Raw genomic sequence first — 19,846 nt, 5'->3', positions numbered from 1 at the left:
TGCGTGGTGGTCAGCGGAGCGACTTCTCGATCGCTTCGATCTGCCGTTTGAACTGCTGGGATCCAGGGCCTGTGCCGCGCATCGCGGCGGTGAGGTCACGCAAAGCCCGGCGGGTCCGATCGCCCTCACGCCTGAGCGCGGCCGCGTCGGCGCCCGCTGAGCTCTTGCCCTGGCCGCTCTTCTGGGTTTCCAGCTTGGTGACGCGCCTGTTGAGCGCCTTGCGTGCGGTGTCGAGATCAGTGCCGACACGCCGGACCCCTTGCAAGGCCGCCGTCGCGTCACGTGCGGCCGTCGTGATGCGTTGTTCGAACGGCTTGACCTTGTTGGCGACCGCTTGTTGTATCGCGGTGCCGAGCTTGGCCACCTCTGTCCGTAACGGATGGACCTGGTTAGTGACTTGTTGTATCGCGAGGTCGAGCTTGGTTACCTGTGCCCCCAACGGGATGACTCGGCCGGTGACGGCTCGCTGTAGTGCGGAATCGATCTGGTTGGCTCTGCGGAGCGATTTCTGGGTGAGCTGATAGGCGTCATCGGCCTTCTTCTGAGCGGCGGCGGCCGCTGCCTTGAGCTGTTCGGGCTTTTCGCCTTTCTTGCCCGCGAGGTACTCCTGGAGATCGAAGAGCGGCTTGCTCTCCAATCTCACGAGGTCGGTCTGGGCACTGACGATGTTGAACTCGCCCTTGATGCCGTTGACCGCGGCGTTGAGGGCGTTGAGCTCGTTCTTGATCACCGTGATCTCGCCCTTATGGAGCACGGCCGGATCCGGGAACGCGACCTTGAACGCGGCGACGAGCTGCTTGGCCATCGCCTCGCTCTGCTCAGGCGTCATCGGGCCAGGGCCGGGACCGGTCGGGTAGTAGCCCCCGATGGGCGGCATGGTCACGTCCGTCTCCTAACCGGTGCTGCGGAAGAAAGCGAGGATCTCGCCCGCGTCCGTGCTTTCGGGTTCCGCCTCAGGTGATTCCTCGTCGGCAGCTTCGGGCCCTGGACGTGGAATCGCTTGTGGGTAAGGGATTTCCTCGGCGTCCTCGTCGCGGTTGACCGTGGCGAACATCCAGTTCGACACCGCCAGGTGATCCACCACCGCGGCCAGCAAGTGGTCGCTCAGGTGCCACTCCGCTTCCTCGCCGTGCAGCGACTTCGCGAAGGACGAATCCCGCGGCAGGTGTTCGATGAGCACCTTCAGCCGCCGGGACGACAGCTTCTCCCGGTACCAGTCGAGCAGATCCACGTTGTAGTACCGCAGCAAGTCGGCCTCGAGGGCCTCGGCATGCTCTTCGACGAGCGTGCCGAGGCTCAGCCTTCCCCCAGCGGCAGACCCGTCTCCTTGCCGTAGGCCTCCAGCAGCGCGGCGACGTCCTGCACGGTCACCGTGTGCTTGTTGAAGCGCTCGTACTGCTCCTCGCCGAGCAGCACTTCGAGCAGGCCGTCGATGTCGTTGTCGTCGATCTGGCTCAGCTGCTTGGCCATGGCACGAGGGAACTCGCGGGGCAGCCGGAAGACCTCGTCGTCCAGTTCGAACTCCCAGTCAGCGCCGTCCGCCTCGAGGCGCTGGGCTCGAGCGGCGTTGACGTTGAAGCGGGTCATGGCTGTGTCCTTTCGGTGCGGGGCAGGGGGCGCGGCCGCGAGGTCCGCGCCCCCGGAGGAGTGGTCAGACGGCGGCGTACGCCGGGTCCTTCATCAGGAAGGTGACCAGCGGCGCCTTCTCGTCGACAGCCAGCGCCGTGTAGGTGACGCCGAGCTTCAGCGGAGCGGTGCGAACCAGCGCCATCTCCTCGGTCTCGGTGACCTGTCCCCGCGCGACGACGAGGCGGTACTTCACGTCGTTGCCGTCGGTGAACTCCACGCCGAGCATGCGCTCGTCGAACTTGGGCTCGGCGGCCATCTCGTACTTGTAGACACCCGACGTCCCGACCTGCGCGACCGTGCCGCCGCCGAAGAAGAACGGGATCGTGTCCTCGTTGAGCTGCAGCATCTGGAACTTGAAGGTCAGGTCGCGGTCGGAGTAGACGAACCGGGCGGGGCTGACGCTCTGCCACGTGTCGATCGGGTCGAGCTTGTCCTTTTTGGCCACCTTGACCCCGTCGGTGGTGGTGTAGCCGAGGTCCTTCCAGTCGGCGCCCCACGCCGCGGTGGTGTCCGCGGGAGCCGCGGTGCCCAGCGGGGCGACGAGGACGCGGCCGCTGCCGGCGACCCGGATCTCCTTGGCGTTGGAACCAGCCATCTGCGCTTACTCCTTGCTTGGGGAATCGTGAACGGTCAGGCCGGCCGGACGAGCAGCCGCACCGTGGCCAGATAGCGGCTGGCCGCCGCGTGGTGGTAGTCGGGCAGCCAGCGCGGCCCGTCCATCTCGGCGACGTCGACCACCCGGGCGCCGCCGTAACCGACTTCGCGCAGCGTGAGGACCGCGGCCCTCGCGAGCAGCGACACCCCGTGCGCGGCCGTCTTGTCGGGGCCGTAGCACTCCAGGTCGATCAACGGCTGGTCGAGGTACTGGTCGTCGATCCACGCGCCGCCGACGCGCGAGACCAGCACCGTCTTCCGGGTGCCGTCGAATCCGGGCGGCGGCTTGTTGTCCACGACGATCCCGGCGAGTTCCGCGCGGTTCTTGATCGAGTCGACGACCAGCCGCTCGACGTCGGGGAAGACGATCGGACCGGTCACGCCTCGCTCGTCTCGGACCGCTCGGCCGCGGGATCGCCGCCGTCGTCCTCCGCGCGCACCGCGATCCGGCCGATCAACGTGACCGCGACCTGGTCTTCGACATCGACCACGTCGCCGGGCGCGTGGCCGTCCCACCAATAGGTAAGGCGAATTCTGGGCATGACTCTCCTGGAAATGCGCTGATGGGCAGCGAAACGCGCGCCGGAATAATTCCGCACGTGCGTATGGCGAGTTCGGTGAACCCGGAAGAGAGGTACTGGTGAAAGGAAGCGCCACAGTCCACAATGGACCGCGCGCCGACGCGTCAACCGTCGAGCGGGTACACGTTGCCCCCGGAATGTCTTGGTATTAAAAGGAAAACCCCATGGTGCCGCAGGCTGTATCAGAGTCGGCTTTATCAGCGCTCGCAGCCGAGTATACGCAGATCGGCGTCCGGCTCAACCGGCTCGACCATAACGACTGATGGGGTATCCCGGGAGATCGAACGAAAAAATCATCGGATTCTGAGTGTCGTTTACGAATTCGTTCGGCGGTATCGGATCGTCCGCAGGCAACCGCACGAAGGCTGCCCCGCTCCTGCGGTATTCGCCGATCGGATCGCGGCGACGAATCGGCCGGCATGTGTACTCACGGTGACCGGCCGTTTGCGGGACCGGCGTCCTCGCGACGCGCCGGTGGGGTGGGCCCGGAGAGACTCGAACTCTCACTGGCACGGACCTAAACCGTGTGCCTCTGCCAATTGGGCTACGGGCCCCCAGTACTGCCCTGAAATCGTAGCGTGCGACACGTTCGGCGTTTCTCGGCGTGGCCGATGCCACGGCGCGGGGTGGCGTCCTCTAACGTGGGCTACCAGCAAGTCCGTCGCGGCGAGGAGGACACGTGGCTCGCGATCCCGAGACCATCGAGCGTGAGATCGAGCAGGCCAGGAACGCACTGGTGGCCACGCTCGACCAGCTGGGCACGAAGGCGAACCCCGCGAAGCTCGTGGATTCCGCGAAGACCGGTCTGCGCGCGAAGCTGGACGAGCCCAAGGTGAAGTACCCGCTCATCGGCGGGGCTGTGCTGATCGGCGTCCTGCTGATCCGCAAACTCCTGAAGTAGGTCTCAGGAGGTCTGGGCCGCCTTGGCGGGTGTCTTGGCCGGCTCGGACTTCTCCTTGGACTTCGCCTCGTCGACGGCCTTCGGGAGTTCCTTGCCCTGGGGCACCGGGGGCTTGCCGCCGGTCTTCTCCTTGGCCTTGCCGTTCGACGGCGGGGGAACCTCGAGCGGCTCGATCTCCGGGAGAGTCAGCCTCGCCGTCATGTAGGCGGCGGTGAACTCGAGCGCACTGCCGTTCAGCAGGTGTACCACCGTCGAATGTTCCGGCGGGGACAGCTTCTCGACCAGCTGGTCGGCCCGGTCCCGTGCCGCGATGATGCCCGGCGCGCGACCGGTCAGTTCCTTGCCGGAGCCGCTGACCGTGACCTTCCAGTCGTCGTCCTCTTGGACGTACGACGCGGTGATCGGTTCGGTCATCCGCCTCACCCCTCTCCTCGCGAGCATGCGTCACTCAATGGACTTCGTCACGCCGCCGTCATGACGCCACTTTCGGGTGGTGGCGCCCCCTCCTGAGGGTGGTCGCGACTGTCCATCAGACTTTCTACAGTGTCATCGATACAGTAGGACAACTCTGTGTCACAAGACACTGGCGGCAATGTGCTCTGAGTGACGACCGAATGGCCTAATGCACGAGCATCTTCACAGTCGTTTCAGCGAGCCCTCGCCGACAGGCCCGACCAGAGGATGTCCATCGCGTATCCGGTCGCCGTTTCGGGGCTGACGTCCTCGTGCCGTTCGCACCAGATCGCGAGCCGTTCGCACGCCCCGACCACGAACTCCGCGGACGCCTCGGCGCGCAGGTCGTCGGCCTGGTCGAGGTGGTCGCTCATCAGCGCGGCGATCAGGTCGGTCTGCTGGCGGCGGGTCTGCTCGATCTCGTCGGCGGCGCCCGTCCCGATCAGTGCCATCTCGTGGCGGAGCAGTGACCAGGCCTGCCGCCGTTCCCGGATGAAGACGAAGAAGGCGAGCAACCCGCGCCGCAGTGCGTCCTCGGCGGACGTCGCGCCGACGGTCGCCCGTTCGGTGACCTCGCGCAGGGCCGCCCGCGACTGCTGGATGCAGGCGAGCAGGAGCCCCTCTTTCGAGTTGAAGTACTCGTAGAGCATCGGCTTGGAGACCCCGACGCGTTCCGCGATGTCGTCCATCGACGCCGCGCTGTAGCCGCGATCGGCGAAGACTTCCTCAGCGATTTCGATCATCTGCCGCATCCGCTCCGCTCGTGGCATGCGTTTGCGCTTCGCCGTCGTCACCACAACACTCTACCGAAGGTAACCTACTTCGAGTAAGGTGAACTCCCGGTAACAGGTAATGCGAATGAGAGGTCGGGTCATGGGCAACCGCACCGAGACCGGTGTCGTCATCGTCGGAACCGGCTTCTCCGGCCTGGGCATGGCCATTCAGCTGCGGAAAGAGGGCCGCGAGGACTTCGTCATCCTGGAGAAGGCCGACGACGTGGGCGGCACGTGGCGCGACAACACCTACCCCGGCTGCGCCTGCGACATCCCCTCGCACATGTACTCGTTCTCGTTCGAGCAGAACCCCGGCTGGTCCCGCGCGTACTCGCCGCAGCCCGAGATCTGGCAGTACATGCGCGACGTCGCCGCGAAGTACGACCTGCACCGCTTCATCCGCTTCGGCCAGGAGATGACCGGCGCCCGCTGGGACGCCGACGAGAACCGCTGGCACGTCGCGTCGAAGACGGGCGACGAGTTCGTCGCGCCCGCGCTGGTCGCCGGGGTCGGCGCGCTGCACCTGCCGCAGATCCCGAAGCTGCCCGGCATCGAGCGCTTCAAGGGCCGCGCGTTCCACTCCGCGCAGTGGGAGCACGACTACGACCTCACCGGCAAGCGGGTCGCCGTGGTCGGCACCGGCGCGAGCGCGATCCAGTTCGTGCCCCAGATCGCGAAGGACGTCGCCGAGCTGACGCTCTTCCAGCGGACGCCGCCGTGGATCATGCCGAAGCCGGACCGCGAGATGCCCGAAGCGCTCCGGAAGACGTTCAGCTCGGTGCCGCTGCTGCAGCGCGCCTTCCGCGACGTCCTCTACTGGGGGCTCGAAGCCCGCGCGATCGGCTTCAACGGGCAGCCGTGGGTCATGAAGATCGGCCAGCGCATCGCGAAGCGCAACATCTTCAAGAGCGTCAAGGATCCCGAGCTGCGCCGGAAGCTGACGCCGGACTACACCATGGGCTGCAAGCGGGTCCTCGTCTCCAACGACTACTACCCGGCGCTCGCGCGGGACAACGTCGACGTCGTCACCGACGGTGTGAAGGAGGTCCGCGAGCACAGCGTCGTCGACGGCGCCGGCGTCGAGCACGAGGCCGACGCGATCATCTACGGCACCGGCTTCCATGTCACCGACGCCTTCGACGATCTGGAGATCATCGGCCGCGACGGGCGCAACCTCGGCAAGGAGTGGGCGACCGAGGGGATGCGGACCTATCAGGGCATCACCGTGTCCGGGTTCCCGAATCTGTTCTTCCTGCTCGGCCCGAACACGGGGCTGGGGCACAACTCCGTGGTCTTCATGATCGAAGCGCAGATCTCGTACGTCGCACAGGCGCTGCGGCTCGCGCGTGGCAAGGCGCTCGACCCGCGGCCGGAGGCGCAGGAGCGCTTCAACGGCGAAATCCAGCGCAAACTCGCCAAGGGCATCTGGACCCAGGGCGGCTGCAAGAGCTGGTACCTCGACGCGAAGGGCGTCAACCGCACGATCTGGCCGGGTTTCACCTGGCGGTACTGGCTCGACACCCGCAAGGTGCGCCGCGAGGACTACGAACTCCTCGGCTGAGAAAAGAGGGAGGGTCCGTGAAAGCCAAGATGGGGGGCATGGCCTTCACGGACCGGGGAATGCCGCGCTCATGAGGGGTTGAGCCGGCGAAGCCTTCCGATGAGATCGACGGTGGGGATGCCGCAGAGCTCGGCCATCCGTTCCAGCGCCGCGAAATCGAGATGGACCTCGGCCGAGCCGTTGTCGCTCGATCTCTTGAGCCGGTCGTCCGCCCACCGTCGCAGGGGGAGCAGTTCCTCCTGCTCGTCCTTGATCACCAGGCGCAGGTCGATCCGCACCCGGCCCGGTTCGTCCACGAACACCCGGCGATGCACCTTGGCCAGCAGATCCTGTGGCAGCTCGTCCATCGCGACGCACAGTTCGACCAGCCGCACCACGGAACAGTGGCGGGTGCCCAGCTCGTAGGTGGCCAGCGTCTGGAGCGAGATCTCGCTCTGCAGATGCTGGTTCAGTTCCTTGCGTGTCCAGCCACGTTTACGGCGGAGCTTGCGGAGCTCGTCTCCGAGTATCCGCTGATAGCTCTCAGCGTCGATCAGCACTCCCCATCCCCTGCCTTGCCAACCTTCTCCACCGCCCGCCCCATGTGACAAAACCCGGGACGAGCGCGCTCACGTGTATGAAAGTCGGCAGGGGCGCCGCTCTTACGCGGTTTCGGGGGTGGTTTTCCTATCGATTTTGGCTCGCTGGGCCGAATGGGTGAACGAACGGCGGTTGGAGGGGCCGTTTCGGTGGCTTTCGCGACACCCTGAGCCAGGACGAGCCGCGCCGCGTCAGTTGACGCAGGGCACGCCTTCGGCGGTGATCGGCTTCTGGTCGGACTGCTCGGGCGGCGGCGCCGCGGCCGACGAACCGGCGGCGTTCTGCGAGGAACCGGAGCCCTCGGCGCCGCTCGGCGCCTTGAAGTCCGAGCCGAGGAACACCGTCACGTGCCCGGCCTCGACACTCTTGTCCTCTTGGACGGTCGGGTTGCCGCCGAGTGCGTCGGCGACCGCCTGGCCCGCCGCCTTCTCGCCCTTGGCGACCCAGACCACCGTCTTCTTGCGCGCGCTCGCGGTGGCCGTGTCGCCCGCGGTGAAGCCCTTGTCGACGAGCTGCTTCAGCACCGACGAGGCCAGCCCGTCCCGGTTCGTGGAGTTGCGGACGTCGACCGTGGTCGCCTTGTTCGGCGACTCGGCTGGCGGCGCCTGCTGCTGTTCGCCGGGCTGCGGGCCGGCGAGCCCCTGGACGAAGCTCTTGACCTGCTTCGGGTCGACCTGGATGGCGACGCCGTCGTTCGGGGTCTTGTACTCGATGTTGACGATCGGGATCGTCCGGAACTCGAGCTGGCCGCCGGTCAGGCTCTTCATCTGCTGCGCGAACCCGAAGACGTCCCAGTTCTGGTTGAGCACGACCGACTTCTTGATGGCCGTGATCAGGTCGTTGAGCTTGCCGGGGTTCGCGAGCGTGCCCGCCGAGAGCACCTTCCGCGCCATCCCGGCCATGAACACCTGCTGCCGGACGACCCGGTCGAGGTCACCGCGCGGCAGCCCGTGCCGCTGCCGGACGAAGCCGAGCGCCTCGACCCCGGAGATGGTGTGCGGGCCCTTGGTGAACTTCGCGCCGGAGAACTGGTCGTTGACGTCGTCGTTGAGGCAGACGTCGACCCCGCCGATGGCCTGCGTGATCTCGCTGAAGCCCAGCAGGTTGATGGCGGCGTAGTTGTCGATGGTCGAGCCGGTCAGTTGCTCGACCGTCTTGATCAGCGTCTTCGCGCCGGCCTCGTTGGCCTTCTGGTCGAGTTCCTTCGGGTCGGAGACGCCGTCTTCCTGCAGCTTCTTGCGCTCGTCGAGCATCGCGCGGGCGTAGGCGGAGTTGATCTTGTGCTTGCCGAAGCCGCCGGGGATGTCGACGTAGGAGTCGCGCGGGAGCGAGATCGCGACGGCCTTGGAGCCGTCGTTCGGGATGTGCACGAAGATCAGCGAGTCGGTGTTCAGCTCGCCGTCGGCCTGCCCGGCGCGCAGCTGGGCCAGCACTTCCTTCGACAGCGGGTTGCCCTGTGCGTCCGTGCGGCTGTCGAGGCCGACGAGCAGGATGTCGCGGGCGCCGTCGGCGGGCTTCTCGCCTTCGTCCGCGCCGATGCCGACGTTCGCGAAGGTCAGGCCGTCCATCGCGGCCCACGCGTACCCGGTCAGGCCCATCACCAGCAGCGAAACGAGGCCGAGGGCGATCTTGGGGCCGCGGAACGACTTGCGTCGCGGGGCCGGGCGCCGGGGCGGCTGGCCCGCAGCCTGACGGGCGGGTACCGGGCGGGCACCACGAGGCGGGGCCGGGCGGGAAGGAACGCGTCCGGGCGCGTCCTGCCTAGGCCGGGCGGGACGTCGATCCCCATGCCCATTCCGAGGCGGGTACTCCACGCGGTCTGCTCCTTCTGGTCGTTACCGGTTCGACGGTCTCTTCAAGGGACGCATGGTGCCTGTTGCGGGTTGTCGCAGGATTACACATCCCCCCGAAGATGTGGCACGCACCACCGGTTTCCTCTCCAGGGTACGGAAATCGCCTGGTCAGCGCTGTGTGGTTCAGGGAAGGACACGCCGGGCCGCGCGGGCGGGGACCAGCGTGGCGGCCGCCGCGAGCATCGCGACGACGATCGTCGCCACCGGCAGCGCGACGGAGGCGGCGCTCACCCGCTCGCCTTCGAGGGCGGTCATCAGGGGCGGCGCGCACGCGATCGCGCAGACCAGCCAGGTCCCGGTCATCCGGCTCGTGCCGGTGCGCACGGTGTGCAGCAGGTACACCCCGAGCAGCAGGTTGACCAGGCTCTGGACCGGGCCGAACCGGATTCCGAGGAGGTCGGCGTCGGCGGACGCGCCGCCGAACCGGGTCAGCGCGAACCCGAACACGCCGAGCATCGCGTACGCCATCCCGACCGTCGCCGCCGCGCGGCAGAACACCATGGCCCGCAGGCCGGGCTCGTCGACCGTCCGCTGCTGCGGTCCCGAATGGCGCTCGAACCACCAGAAGACGAGCACGGCGGGCACGGCCAGCAGGGCCATCGCGAGCAGGACCCTCGGCCGGGCCAGCCAGCTGAGCCCGTCCACGAACGGCCCCGGCAGGTAGACGACCGCCACGAGCAGCAGCATCGCGGACAGGAAGCCGAGGTACAGGCTCATCGGGGCACGCAGGACGAGGCGCGTGGCCGCGGTGACCGCCGGGCGTTCACCGAGCCGGGCCAGCGGCCGGGCGAGCAGGCCGAGGAGCGCGAGCTGCACCAGGCCGAGCAGGAGCACACCCCACGGCGGGCCCGACAACGCGGCCGGGGCGCCGGGGCCGCCGAGCAGCATCGGTCCTTCGCCGCGGACGGCGACCGTGAGGCCCAGTCCGGCGGCGCCGGTGAACGCCGTCGCCACGAGGGCGGCGCGCGACAGGCGGGCACCGTCGGCGTGGGCGAACGCCAGCTGCTGGACGAACAGGGCGAGGAACAGCGTCTCCGCGTAGCGGGGGACGGCCGAGCCGGACCACTGCGCGGCCGCCTCGCTCGCCAAGGTCAGTGCCAGCAGCCCGGTGACGGAGACGGCCCGTGCCCGGTGATACAGCGCCAGCAGCGCCGGCGCGAGGACGACGGTCAGCAGGAAGACGCCGAGCAGCCAGAGCGGGTGCAGCGCGATCCGCATGACCGTGGCGTTCGTACCCGTCGGGATCCCCAGCACTTCCAGCGCGAGGGGGACGACCAGTGCGACCACGGCGAAGATCAGCGCCGGGCGCAGCAGCGGGCTCGCCCGGTCGGCGAGGTACTGGGGGTAGCGGCCGCCGCTCGCGCGGATCGACCGCCAGCCGGCCTCGTTGATCCGGCCGACCGCGAAGAAGATGAGCGGACAGAGCTGGGCGAGCCAGGTGAACGGCCACAACGACCGCTCCGGCGCCCCCGCCCAGTGCGCGAGCGCGACGGCGGACTCGCCGAGCACCATGAACACGACACCGGCGACCCCGAGCAACGCCCATCGGCCGACCGGGACGACCGGCCGCGGTTCGCTGGGGAGCGTGACGGTGGCCCGGCGGTTGCGGACCCAGCCGCGGAGGCGGAACACCAGCAGCGCGCCGATCACCAGCACGCCGACGATCATCGGGCCGAGAGGGTCGCCGACCGGCGGCCCCCAGCGTTGATGCCACGAGTTGAGCACCAGCCCGGCGGTATAGAGGGAAGCGACGACGTCGCAGGTGCCGCGTGAGTCCATCGGGTTGAGGACGCAGGCGTTGTGCATGTCGGCGGAGAGCCGGTCGTCGAGCGCGGCCCTGGCCTCCTGTCCGAGCGGATGCCCTTTGCGCTCGGCGTAGCGGAGGATGTCGTAGCCCAGGTCGTGGGCCTTGCAGGGGACCGCGTAATCCCACTTGGTGTTGTCGTCGCCCCAGGGCGCCGAGCAACCGCCGTCGGTGTGGACGGCGCGCACGGTGCCGTCCCGCGCCGTCATCACCCCCGGGGTGATGCCGCTGACCGCGGTGAAGTCGGCGGGCAGTTCGGCGATCACGTTCTCGACCGGGCCCGGCCGCACCAGCGCGTCGACCGCGTTCTGCGCGGCGAGGAGATCACCCGTCGGTGGCCCCTGGTCCGGCGGCGAGGCCGGCCGTGACGCGATCAGACCGAAACCGAACACCAGCACGGTGACCAGCAGTAACCAGCCCGAAGTCGACCATGGCCGCCGGATCCGGGCAGGACGAGCGGCGGCGTCGGCTGTCGCTGGCATGGCGTCAAGGGTGCCATCCGCCGATCGGAGCCGACATCCGGATAACCCCCGGGTTCACCCACCGGGTGTCCCTGAGTCAGGTGACCGGCGGAGGAGCGGGCCGGTCGACGTCCTGGGCGAAACGCACCTGGTTCCGGCCGTTCTCCTTGGCCACGTAGACGGCGGCGTCGGAGGCGTGCAGGAGTTCCTCCAGGGATTCACCGTGACGAGGGAACAAGGCCGCCCCGATCGAGGTGGTGCGGCCCGAGATGGTCACCCGGCTGCCCCTTTTGTCGGTAGTCACTATATGCAGTTCGGCGATAGCGCTGCGCACTCGCTCGGCGGCGAGTTTGGCCGCCGTTTCGTCGATATCCGGCAGGAGTACGAGGAATTCCTCGCCGCCGAACCGGCCGATGACGTCGGCGGGCCGGGTGACCTCGTCCAATTTCCGCGCCACATCGCGGAGGACGTCGTCACCCGCCGGGTGTCCATATGTGTCGTTAATCCACTTGAAGTGGTCGAGATCAATCATCAGAAGGGCCAGGTTGTCGTCCGATCGGGCAGTCCTGCCGAGCGCCCGTTCGGCCGACTCCGACCATCCGCGCATGTTGAGAACACCGGTTTTCGGGTCCGTGCGCGCGTCGTTTTGCAGTTGGTCGATCTCGGCGAGGCGATTGAACACCACTGTCACCACGGCCATCACGATCACCATCGGTGGCATGATCAACAGCAGTACCGCGGTGACCGCGCCGAGGCCGATCGTGATGGCCTCCAGCAGGTTGTCGGCCGTGTTGCCGAGCACGGTGGACATCGACGGCCGCTTCGGCGAGCCGATCGCGAGGATGCCGCCGATGTAGGCGATCTGCACCGCTTCGAAGACCATCCCGGTGACGATCAGGACACCGAACTCGCCGAGGGTGTCCCAGCCGGAAATCCTTCCCCATTCATGCGGTCCGAATGCGGCGAAGGTGAGCGATGCCAGTGTCACCGAAACGCCGTGGGTGACCGACGAGAACACGAAGTTGTGCGCGGGCCGCCGGGCGATGAACCAATGCTGGATCCGGACGATCGCGATGATGGAAAGCGTCAGCGAAAGCGGCAGGATGACCGCGGCCGGAAATGTCCATACCGCGGTGAGGTCGATGAGAACGGTGCGGCTCCGGTCGCGCCGCCTTTCCTCTTGGCGCTGGGTGAGCTGAATATGCGCCGTCGCGCCGACGGCGAGAATGGCGAAACGAACCCAGTCGATTCTTCCCGGATTCGCGGAATTCATCGTCGCGACGACCATGATCGCGATTCCGATGGCCTCCATCGCGAAAAGGAACACGATGAACCGCTTGGGCCGCTGCCACAGCGCCCAGGCCCTGGGATCGTAGGGATGGCGCCGCGGAGGTCCGGCCTGGTCACCTTCCGGGCTTGCCTGCCCGCGTTCGGTCACCGGTACACCGCTGTCCGCGGCGGCCGTCGCCGTTGCGTCGTCAAGGTCGCCGGTGCCGTCACCGTGCTGGCGACGGTCGCCGGTCTCGGCTGGCAATTGCTACCTCTTTTCCGCCCGGACGGCACGGCTGAGTAATCTCACCGGTACCGACTGATACACCGTTCGTATTCCACGGCCGGTATCATCCCATCGCAACAGTTGTCCGACACCGGCAAGGGTGCCCGCGAACACGGACCGGAGGTGGCAATCGTGTCCCGTGATTTCTGATCTTGGTTGCTGAATGTTTTTCGAGACGCGTCGCGGAAGGGGTGACGGATAGTGTCCAGTCGTGACTTCTGAGCCCGGGCAAGGTATTAGTTCGCAGCAACGAGGTGGCCGGGAGGTGTCGGACAGTGTCGAGCCGTGACTTCTGATCGAGAGTCGTTTCTTTTCGCCCATGTGCCGAAGGTCTGAGCGTGGAAGCAGTGTCCCTTGTGGATTCCTCATGACGGCAACGGTTCCGGACTGGTTCCGTTGATGTGCCCCCAGCTGAGCGCGACCAGTACGGCCAGCAGCAGGCCGACCACGCCTGCCAGCGCGATGGCCGAGGTCGCCGCCCCGAGCCGATCGGCGGCGAGCCCGCCGAGTCCCGCCCCTATTCCTTGAGCCACCCGCAAACCCGTGCGGTACACCCCACCCGCACCGCCCCGGAGTTCGTTCGGGACCCACGTGATGAACGTGGCGCTCACCGTGATCAGGTACGCCCCCGCGGCACCCGCCGCCGCCAGCAGCAGCAGTGCCGGAATCAGCCCCGGCTCGAGCGCGAAGGCGATCAGGGCGACCATCGGTAGTGCCGCCAGCACGCCCAGCAGCTTCCGTCGTTGTTCCGCGGAGACGAACCGGGACAGCAGGAACGCCCCGATCACGAACCCGAGCGGATCGGCGGCCAGCAACCAGCCGACGGCCTGTTTCCCCACGCCCATCTCCGCGGCGAGCGGCGCGGCCAGCCCTTCGGGGATGACGGCCAGGCCGACCAGCCACGAGAACCAGATCAGCACCCGCAGATGGCGGTTGCCGAAGACCTGCTTCACCGCGCCGAACCAGCTGCCGGTGCCGTCGGACGCCGCCGCCCGCCGGGAGACGGAGAAGCGGACGACGGCCGCGCTCAGCAGGAACGTCGCGGCGTCCAGCGCCAGCGCCCAGCTCACCCCGACCTGCGACACCAGCAGGCCGCCGCCCGCCAGGCCGAGCAGCATCGCGGTGTTGGTGGAGATACCCCGGATGTCCTGGCTCTTGAGATAGAGGTCGTCGTCGGTGAACACCTCGCGGGTGAGCGCGTTCTGCGCCGCGTTGCCGGGCGCGTTCACGAGCCGCGCCAGCACCACCAGCCCGCACAACAGGGCGAGCGGGGTGCCGGGGATCGCCATGATCGCGATCAGCATGCCTTGGATCAGGGACGAGACGACGAGGACGGTGCGCCTCGGGTAGCGGTCGGCCAGCTGCGAGAGGCCGAGACCGCCGGCCAGCGCGGGCAGGAAGGTCAGGGAGTAGACCACCGCGGAGAGCAACGCGGAGCCTGTCCGGTCGTAGACGAGGATCGCCAGCGCGACGATGGTGAGCTGATCCCCGATGAGGGACTGCACCTCGGCGAGCCAGAGTGCGCGGAACTCGCGGTTCGCCAGGGCGGCGGTCATCCGCGGCGCCGCGTTCATCTTCACTGCGTGACCACCTCCCCCCGATCGGGTGAACTTGCTTTCCTCGCATTCTTGCCTGCCGTGTTACGTGGTCAGCGAGGGAGTCACAGTTGCCGTCCCGCCGGACAACGTTCAGTATGCCTCCGGCTACAGGGAGACGAACAGAAGACCGGCCGATCCTTCGCCTGTTGGGCCGATCGGGCTACGCCGTCTGACCGGTGGGTGATGACGGCCTGACTCGCCCGTGGGTATCTGCGCGCCGATCGCCCCGCCCTCGCTCGGCGCAGCCGGGCCGCCGTTCGCCGCCGCCGACGTTCCGGTTGGGCCGAATGGGCCAACACTGAGTAGAGACCGGCCTGGAGGTGGAGGCCGGCTGGGTCAAAGGGGTGAAGGCGATGAACGGTTTGCTCGACGACAAGGCCGTCGTCGTGACCGGGGCGGGACGGGGCCTCGGCGAGGCGTTCGCGGTGCACGTCGCGAGGGCGGGCGGGGCCGTCGTGGTCAACGACATCGACGCCGAACTGGCCGAACGGACGACGGAGAACATCCGCCGGTTCGGCGGCAGGGCGGTCGCCAGCGGGCACAGTGTCGCCGACCCGAAGCAGGCGCAGGAGATCGTCGACCTCTGCCTCGCGGAGTTCGGCGCGATCGACGGGCTGGTCAACAACGCGGGGCTGAACTACGAGGCGCTGCCGTGGGAGGACGACGTCGAGCAGGCCCGCGAACTGGTCGAGGTGAACGTCCTCGGCGTCATGTACACCGGGCTCGCGGCGATCAAGGCGATGGTTTCGCGAGGCACCCCGGGCTCGATCGTCAACATCTCGTCGGGTGCGTCGCTGGGTCAGCGCAAGCTCGGCGTGTACGCCGCCAGCAAGGGCGCCGTCGCTTCGCTGACCTACTCCTGGGCGCTCGACCTGGAGGAAAGCGGGATCCGGGTGAACGCGGTCTGCCCGCTCGCGCACACCCGGATGGTGTGGAAGTCCGAACGGTCGCTGCGGGCCTGCCCGCCGGACCGGACGCCGTCGCGGATCGCGCCGGTCGTGCTCTTCCTGCTCGGCTCCGGATCCGACGGGATCACCGGGCAGATGATCCGCTGCAACGGGCCGCAACTGCACGTCATGGGCCAGCCGTACCTGAAGCAGCCCATCCTCGAACGGCCGGTGTGGGACACCGAGACCGTCCAGCGCGCCTTCGACGAGGTCTTCAGCGCGCACCTGGAGAACTACGGCCTCGAAAAGCGTGTCCCGCCCCGGCTGCGCAAGTGGACCGAGTCGACCCGCACGGCCTGACCCACGTGATCAGACGGACGACACGCGTGATTGGGGACGTAACTCGCGTGATCAGGCGGCGCACTCACGTGATTGGAGGCGGAACGCCTCCAATCACGCGAGTTCGCCCTCTGATCACGTGTGTCGTCCGTCCAATCACGCGTGACGTCCGGTTCAGCCGATGACGAAGGGGAGCTTCACGGCCAAGTCGCCGAGGGCGGCCTTCTCGGCGTCCGTCGGCTGACGGCGGCCGGTACCGACCAGCAGCGCGTCGGTGTCGGAGAACGACGCCGGGAACGTCGCCCCGGTGCGCCGCTCCATGATCCGGCGAGTCTCGGCGAGGGCGTCGGCGGCGGGGCCGTCGAGCTGAGGGAGGTGCGCGACCAGGTCGAGGTGGTGCAGCGTCCACTCCAGGACGTACGCGGAAAGGAAGTCGCCCGCGGTCAGGACGATGTCGCGGGTGGCGACCCGGGCCGCCGGGTCGGCGAGCGTCGCGGCCCGGCCGGCGGCGGAACCGACGTCGTCGAGGTGGAACTTGAGCAGCCGCGGTTCCTGGTACGCGGCGGCGAGCCGCACGATCAGCGCGTCGAGATCGTCCTCACCGGTGGGCGGCTTCTCGGACACCTCCCAATAGGTGACCTCGTTGCGCGTCGGTTCGGTGTCGGCGGGGGTGGCGAGGGTGATCAGCACGTCCTGGGCGTCGATCACCAGGTGACACGCCAGATCCCGCACCAGCCAGCCGGCGCAGCCGGACGGTTTGTCGAAGTCTTCGTCGGGGGTTTCGGCGACGGCGGCGAGCAGCGCCGCCCAAGATCGGGAAAAGAGATCCACGGCGGCAAGTTAGCAGCGGTCGCTTCCCGGTCGCGACTCCTTTCGGCCGCGGTCCGTGAAGGCCTCCTTGAGGGACCCTGGGTCCCTCAAGGAGGCCTTCACGGACATCAGGAACCGGCGGCCGGGGCGGGTTCGGGAGCGGCGGCCGCGTACAGGTCCGCGATCGTCGGCGCGTACCGGTCGTTGATGATCCGCCGCTTCAGCTTCAAGGTCGGCGTCACCTCGCCGCTTTCCGGTGTCCACGCCTTGGGGATCACGTGGTACCGCTTGATCTGCTCGATCCTGGCCAGCCGCGCGTTCGCCGCCTCGACGGCCTTCTCGATCTCCGCGCGGACCTCGGCGTTGTCGGCGAGCGATTCGCCCTCGGCGAGCTGGATGCCGTTCGCGGCCGCCCAGCCCGGCGCGATCTCGTCGTCGACGACGATCAGCGCCGTGACGTACGGCCGTTTCTCGCCGATCGCGACGGCCTGCCCGATCAGCGGGTGCTCCTTGAGCAGCCCTTCGATCTTCGTCGGGGCGATGTTCTTGCCGCTCGAGGTGATGATCAGTTCCTTCTTGCGGTCGGTGATCGTGACGAAGCCGCGTTCGTCGATCGTCCCGATGTCGCCGGTGGCGAGCCAGCCGTCGGCGTCGACGTCCGGTTTGATCGTGCCGTCCGCCTGCAGGTAGCCGAGGAACACGATGGCGCCGCGGACGAGGAGTTCGCCGTCTTCGGCGACCTTCACCTCGATGCCTTCCAGCGGGCGGCCGACCGAACCGGCCTTGAACGCCGTCGGCGTGTTCGACGTGACCGCGCCGGTGGTCTCGGACAGCCCCCAGACCTCCTGGATCTCGACACCGAGCCCGGCGATGAAGTACAGGATCTCCACCGGCAGCGCGGCGGCGCCGCTGGAGGCGACCTCGATCTGGTCGAGGCCCAGCATCGCCCGCACCGGCGCGAGCGCGGCCGCGTCGGTCTGCGCGATCTTCTCCGCGAGCTCCGGCGGCACCTCCTTGCCGTCACTGCGGAGTTTGTAGCCCTGCTGCAGGAGTTCGTTCGCGGCGATCAGGCCGTTCCGCTTCTCCTCCGGCAGCGAGCCGAGCAGGTTCTTCAAGCCCGCCACCATCTTTTCCCACACGCGTGGGACACCGAAGAAGCTCTTCGGGTGCACTTGGCCCAGCGCGCCGACGACACCCGTCGGGTCGGCGACGGTGTGCACGTGCCCGGCCCACACGATCGGCATGTAGATCGACAGTTCGCGTTCGGCGATATGCGCGAGCGGCAGGTACGCGATGTTCGTGGCGTGCATCGGAGAGTCGTGCAGCTTCTGGACGGCGACGGCCTGGTAGATCGCGTTGCGGTGCGACAGCACGACACCCTTGGGGTCGCCGGTGGTGCCGGAGGTGTAGATCATCGACAGCGGGTCGTCCGGGGTGATCGCGGACCACGCCGTCTCGAACGCCTCCGGGTCGGCCGCGTGGGCTTCGGCGCCCGCCGCGCGGAGCTCGGCGAAGGACAGGAATCGCTTGTCGTCCTGGGGAATCACGGACGCGTCGAGCAGCACGATGTGCCGCAGCGCGGGCAGCTCGTCGAGGACCTGCGACCAGCGGCCGAGTTCGTCGGCACCGGCGAGGACGACGACGCCGGCGGCACTGTGCCGGGCGACGAACCCGATCTGCTCCGGGCTCAGCGTCGCGTACGCGGTGCAGGGGATCGCGCCGAGATGGGCGGCGGCGAGATCGGCGATCAGGTGTTCCGGGCTGCTCGGCGCCATGATCAGCATCCGGTCGCGGACGCCGAGCCCGAGCCCGGCGAGCCCGCGGGACACCTCCGCGATGGCGGTGCGGAATTCGGCCCAGGTCAGGGTCGGTTTGCCCTCGATGTCGAGTGACGTCACCGCCGGCAGGTCACCGAACTCCTGGGCGTTGCGGTGAAGCAGGGCGGGGATGGTCTGGCCTTCGATCTGCTCGGCGACGGTCGGCTGGGTGGTCAACGCTGGCCTCCTCGATGCTGCCTGATCAGGCACACTGTAAGGGCTGTCGGCAGTGGTGGATAGAGAATCGCGGCCACGGTTGCGCTACGCGAAATGTCCACCTTTTCCGTTTTCACCGCGTCAGTCATGGACTTCCGGAACGCCCTCGCCGACGATGGTGGCCGTGACTGACCTCGTAGCCGAGGCCGCGGCGCTGGACGTGGCCGATCCGTTGGCGCACAAGCGAAACGAATTCGACCTCGACACCGATGTCGCCTATTTCGACGGCAACTCGCTGGGTGCCCCGCCGAAACACGTGGCCGGACGGCTCGCCGCGATCGTCCGTGAACAGTGGGGCGGACGGCTCATCCGGTCCTGGTCGGAGGGCTGGTGGGAGGCGCCGGTGCGGGTCGGCGAGCGGATCGCGCCGCTGGTGGGCGCCGCGCCGGGTCAGGTCGTCGTGGCGGACTCGACGAGTGTCGACCTGTTCAAGGCGCTGGTCGCCGCCACCCGGCTCCGACCGGGCCGCGACGAGATCCTCGTCGACGCCGACACCTTCCCGACCGACGGCTACATCGCCGACGAGGCCGCCCGGCTGACCGGGCGCACGGTGCGCCGGGTCGTCGCCGAGGAGATGCCCGCCCAGGTGAGCGAGCGGACGGCCGTCGCGCTGATCAACCACGTCGACTACGTCACCGGTCGTGCGCACGACATGGCCGAACTGACCGCGGCACTGCACCGCGCCGGAGCACTGGCGCTCTGGGACCTCTGCCACAGCGTCGGCGCGCTGCCGGTCGAGCTGGACGCGGCGGGCGTCGACCTCGCCGTCGGCTGCACCTACAAGTTCCTCAACGGCGGCCCCGGATCGCCCGCTTTCCTTTACGTGGCGGCGAAATGGCTGGACCGGTTCGACCAGCCGCTGGCGGGCTGGGCCGGCGACCGCGACCCGTTCGCGATGCGGGGAGCGTACGAGGCGCACGCGAGTATCGCGCGCGGCCGCGCGGGCACGCCCGACATCCTTTCGCTGCTCGCGCTCGACGCGGCACTCGACGTCTGGGACGGCGTGGATCGCGGCCTGCTGCGGGAGAAGGGGCTCGCGCTCGGCGACTTCTTCTTCCGGTGCGCGGACGAGCTCCTCGACGGCGCGAAGATCCCGACGCCGCGCGGCCGGGACCGTGGGCACCAGGTCTCGGTGCTCGACGACGACGCGGCCAAGACGATGGCGGCCTTGATCGACCGAGGGGTGATCGGGGACTTCCGCCCGCCCAACGTGCTGAGGTTCGGGCTCGCCCCGCTCTACACCACCTATGGCGAGGTGCTCCGCGCCGTCACGACGCTGCGGGAGCTGAGGGCGGAGTGATACCCGGTGTGGTGAAAATGGTGAACCGTATTCGGAAATGGGTGGCAAATAGGTGATCGCCTCGCCCCGGCGGGG

At 68.2% G+C, this 19,846-nt stretch carries 20 protein-coding genes and 1 tRNA gene; 5 read left to right on the top strand and 16 right to left on the bottom strand.

Annotated elements, in window-relative coordinates; genetic code table 11:
- Nucleotides 1-10 precede the first annotated feature (10 nt).
- The 7 genes from AORI_RS73350 to AORI_RS73325 all read right to left on the bottom strand — a co-directional run bounded on the left by AORI_RS73350 (nucleotide 11) and on the right by AORI_RS73325 (nucleotide 3,418).
- The gene (locus AORI_RS73350; protein ID WP_016336760.1) at nucleotides 11-883 is read right to left on the bottom strand and encodes a hypothetical protein; all 873 of its coding nucleotides are present in this window, start codon (nucleotides 881-883) and stop codon (nucleotides 11-13) included.
- Between the two features lie 9 nt (nucleotides 884-892).
- Nucleotides 893-1,249: a hypothetical protein gene (locus AORI_RS73345; RefSeq protein ID WP_016336759.1), complete on the bottom strand. Its 357-nt coding sequence runs from the start codon at nucleotides 1,247-1,249 to the stop codon at nucleotides 893-895.
- Between the two features lie 47 nt (nucleotides 1,250-1,296).
- Nucleotides 1,297-1,587, bottom strand: coding sequence for a hypothetical protein (locus AORI_RS73340; RefSeq protein WP_016336758.1), 291 nt, complete (start codon nucleotides 1,585-1,587; stop codon nucleotides 1,297-1,299).
- Nucleotides 1,588-1,651: 64 nt separating this feature from the next.
- Nucleotides 1,652-2,224, bottom strand: coding sequence for a phage tail tube protein (locus AORI_RS73335; protein ID WP_016336757.1), 573 nt, complete (start codon nucleotides 2,222-2,224; stop codon nucleotides 1,652-1,654).
- 35 nt (nucleotides 2,225-2,259) lie between these two features.
- The gene (locus AORI_RS73330) at nucleotides 2,260-2,664 is read right to left on the bottom strand and encodes a hypothetical protein (RefSeq protein WP_016336756.1); all 405 of its coding nucleotides are present in this window, start codon (nucleotides 2,662-2,664) and stop codon (nucleotides 2,260-2,262) included.
- Complete coding sequence (locus AORI_RS83955) at nucleotides 2,661-2,825, bottom strand: hypothetical protein (RefSeq protein ID WP_167337780.1); 165 nt, start codon at nucleotides 2,823-2,825, stop codon at nucleotides 2,661-2,663. Before AORI_RS83955 ends, AORI_RS73330 begins: the two co-directional genes overlap by 4 nt.
- A 519-nt stretch (nucleotides 2,826-3,344) precedes the next feature.
- Nucleotides 3,345-3,418: transfer RNA gene (locus AORI_RS73325), tRNA-Leu, on the bottom strand.
- A 125-nt stretch (nucleotides 3,419-3,543) separates the two neighbouring features.
- Here AORI_RS73325 and AORI_RS73320 point away from each other — a divergent pair.
- Nucleotides 3,544-3,765, top strand: coding sequence for a DUF3618 domain-containing protein (locus AORI_RS73320; protein WP_005165704.1), 222 nt, complete (start codon nucleotides 3,544-3,546; stop codon nucleotides 3,763-3,765).
- A gap of 3 nt (nucleotides 3,766-3,768) precedes the next feature.
- Here the strand turns inward: AORI_RS73320 and AORI_RS73315 are convergent, their stop codons facing one another.
- Both AORI_RS73315 and AORI_RS73310 read right to left on the bottom strand, forming a co-directional pair.
- On the bottom strand, nucleotides 3,769-4,179 hold the full coding sequence (locus tag AORI_RS73315; protein WP_199749982.1) for a hypothetical protein: 411 nt from the start codon (nucleotides 4,177-4,179) through the stop codon (nucleotides 3,769-3,771).
- Between the two features lie 233 nt (nucleotides 4,180-4,412).
- On the bottom strand, nucleotides 4,413-4,970 hold the full coding sequence (locus AORI_RS73310; protein ID WP_046200038.1) for a TetR/AcrR family transcriptional regulator: 558 nt from the start codon (nucleotides 4,968-4,970) through the stop codon (nucleotides 4,413-4,415).
- Between the two features lie 121 nt (nucleotides 4,971-5,091).
- Here AORI_RS73310 and AORI_RS73305 point away from each other — a divergent pair, with 121 nt between their 5' ends.
- Nucleotides 5,092-6,552 carry a flavin-containing monooxygenase gene (locus tag AORI_RS73305; protein WP_016336753.1) on the top strand — a complete coding sequence of 487 codons (1,461 nt, stop codon included), beginning with the start codon at nucleotides 5,092-5,094 and terminating at the stop codon, nucleotides 6,550-6,552.
- 68 nt (nucleotides 6,553-6,620) lie between these two features.
- On the opposite strand, the gene AORI_RS73300 is transcribed toward AORI_RS73305, so the two are convergent.
- The 4 genes from AORI_RS73300 to AORI_RS73285 all read right to left on the bottom strand — a co-directional run bounded on the left by AORI_RS73300 (nucleotide 6,621) and on the right by AORI_RS73285 (nucleotide 12,561).
- Nucleotides 6,621-7,091 carry a helix-turn-helix domain-containing protein gene (locus tag AORI_RS73300; protein ID WP_016336752.1) on the bottom strand — a complete coding sequence of 157 codons (471 nt, stop codon included), beginning with the start codon at nucleotides 7,089-7,091 and terminating at the stop codon, nucleotides 6,621-6,623.
- A gap of 231 nt (nucleotides 7,092-7,322) precedes the next feature.
- The gene (locus AORI_RS73295; protein ID WP_043848345.1) at nucleotides 7,323-8,945 is read right to left on the bottom strand and encodes an LCP family protein; all 1,623 of its coding nucleotides are present in this window, start codon (nucleotides 8,943-8,945) and stop codon (nucleotides 7,323-7,325) included.
- A 162-nt stretch (nucleotides 8,946-9,107) separates the two neighbouring features.
- A complete protein-coding gene (locus AORI_RS73290; RefSeq protein ID WP_043848344.1) occupies nucleotides 9,108-11,270 on the bottom strand; it encodes a phospholipase A2 in 2,163 nt (720 codons plus the stop codon).
- A gap of 76 nt (nucleotides 11,271-11,346) precedes the next feature.
- Nucleotides 11,347-12,561, bottom strand: coding sequence for a GGDEF domain-containing protein (locus tag AORI_RS73285; RefSeq protein ID WP_228688233.1), 1,215 nt, complete (start codon nucleotides 12,559-12,561; stop codon nucleotides 11,347-11,349).
- Between the two features lie 66 nt (nucleotides 12,562-12,627).
- On the opposite strand from AORI_RS73285, the gene AORI_RS84480 reads away from it, so the two are divergent.
- Nucleotides 12,628-12,822 carry a hypothetical protein gene (locus tag AORI_RS84480; protein WP_228688232.1) on the top strand — a complete coding sequence of 65 codons (195 nt, stop codon included), beginning with the start codon at nucleotides 12,628-12,630 and terminating at the stop codon, nucleotides 12,820-12,822.
- 347 nt (nucleotides 12,823-13,169) lie between these two features.
- Here the strand turns inward: AORI_RS84480 and AORI_RS73280 are convergent, their stop codons facing one another.
- A complete protein-coding gene (locus AORI_RS73280; RefSeq protein WP_016336747.1) occupies nucleotides 13,170-14,384 on the bottom strand; it encodes an MFS transporter in 1,215 nt (404 codons plus the stop codon).
- A gap of 371 nt (nucleotides 14,385-14,755) precedes the next feature.
- Here AORI_RS73280 and AORI_RS73275 point away from each other — a divergent pair, with 371 nt between their 5' ends.
- A complete protein-coding gene (locus AORI_RS73275) occupies nucleotides 14,756-15,649 on the top strand; it encodes an SDR family NAD(P)-dependent oxidoreductase (protein WP_037342529.1) in 894 nt (297 codons plus the stop codon).
- A 153-nt stretch (nucleotides 15,650-15,802) separates the two neighbouring features.
- On the opposite strand, the gene AORI_RS73270 is transcribed toward AORI_RS73275, so the two are convergent.
- Both AORI_RS73270 and AORI_RS73265 read right to left on the bottom strand, forming a co-directional pair.
- Nucleotides 15,803-16,459, bottom strand: coding sequence for a maleylpyruvate isomerase N-terminal domain-containing protein (locus AORI_RS73270; RefSeq protein WP_016336745.1), 657 nt, complete (start codon nucleotides 16,457-16,459; stop codon nucleotides 15,803-15,805).
- A gap of 107 nt (nucleotides 16,460-16,566) precedes the next feature.
- Nucleotides 16,567-18,432, bottom strand: a complete 1,866-nt coding sequence (locus AORI_RS73265; RefSeq protein WP_016336744.1) for an AMP-dependent synthetase/ligase — start codon at nucleotides 18,430-18,432, stop codon at nucleotides 16,567-16,569.
- Between the two features lie 154 nt (nucleotides 18,433-18,586).
- Here AORI_RS73265 and AORI_RS73260 point away from each other — a divergent pair, with 154 nt between their 5' ends.
- Nucleotides 18,587-19,771: a kynureninase gene (locus AORI_RS73260; protein WP_016336743.1), complete on the top strand. Its 1,185-nt coding sequence runs from the start codon at nucleotides 18,587-18,589 to the stop codon at nucleotides 19,769-19,771.
- Nucleotides 19,772-19,846: the final 75 nt, after the last annotated feature.

The organism is Amycolatopsis keratiniphila (assembly GCF_000400635.2).
In the GTDB taxonomy this organism is placed as follows: domain Bacteria; phylum Actinomycetota; class Actinomycetes; order Mycobacteriales; family Pseudonocardiaceae; genus Amycolatopsis; species Amycolatopsis keratiniphila.
Note: the sequence above shows the minus strand (reverse complement) of the source record. Positions and strands in the feature narration are given on the sequence as shown.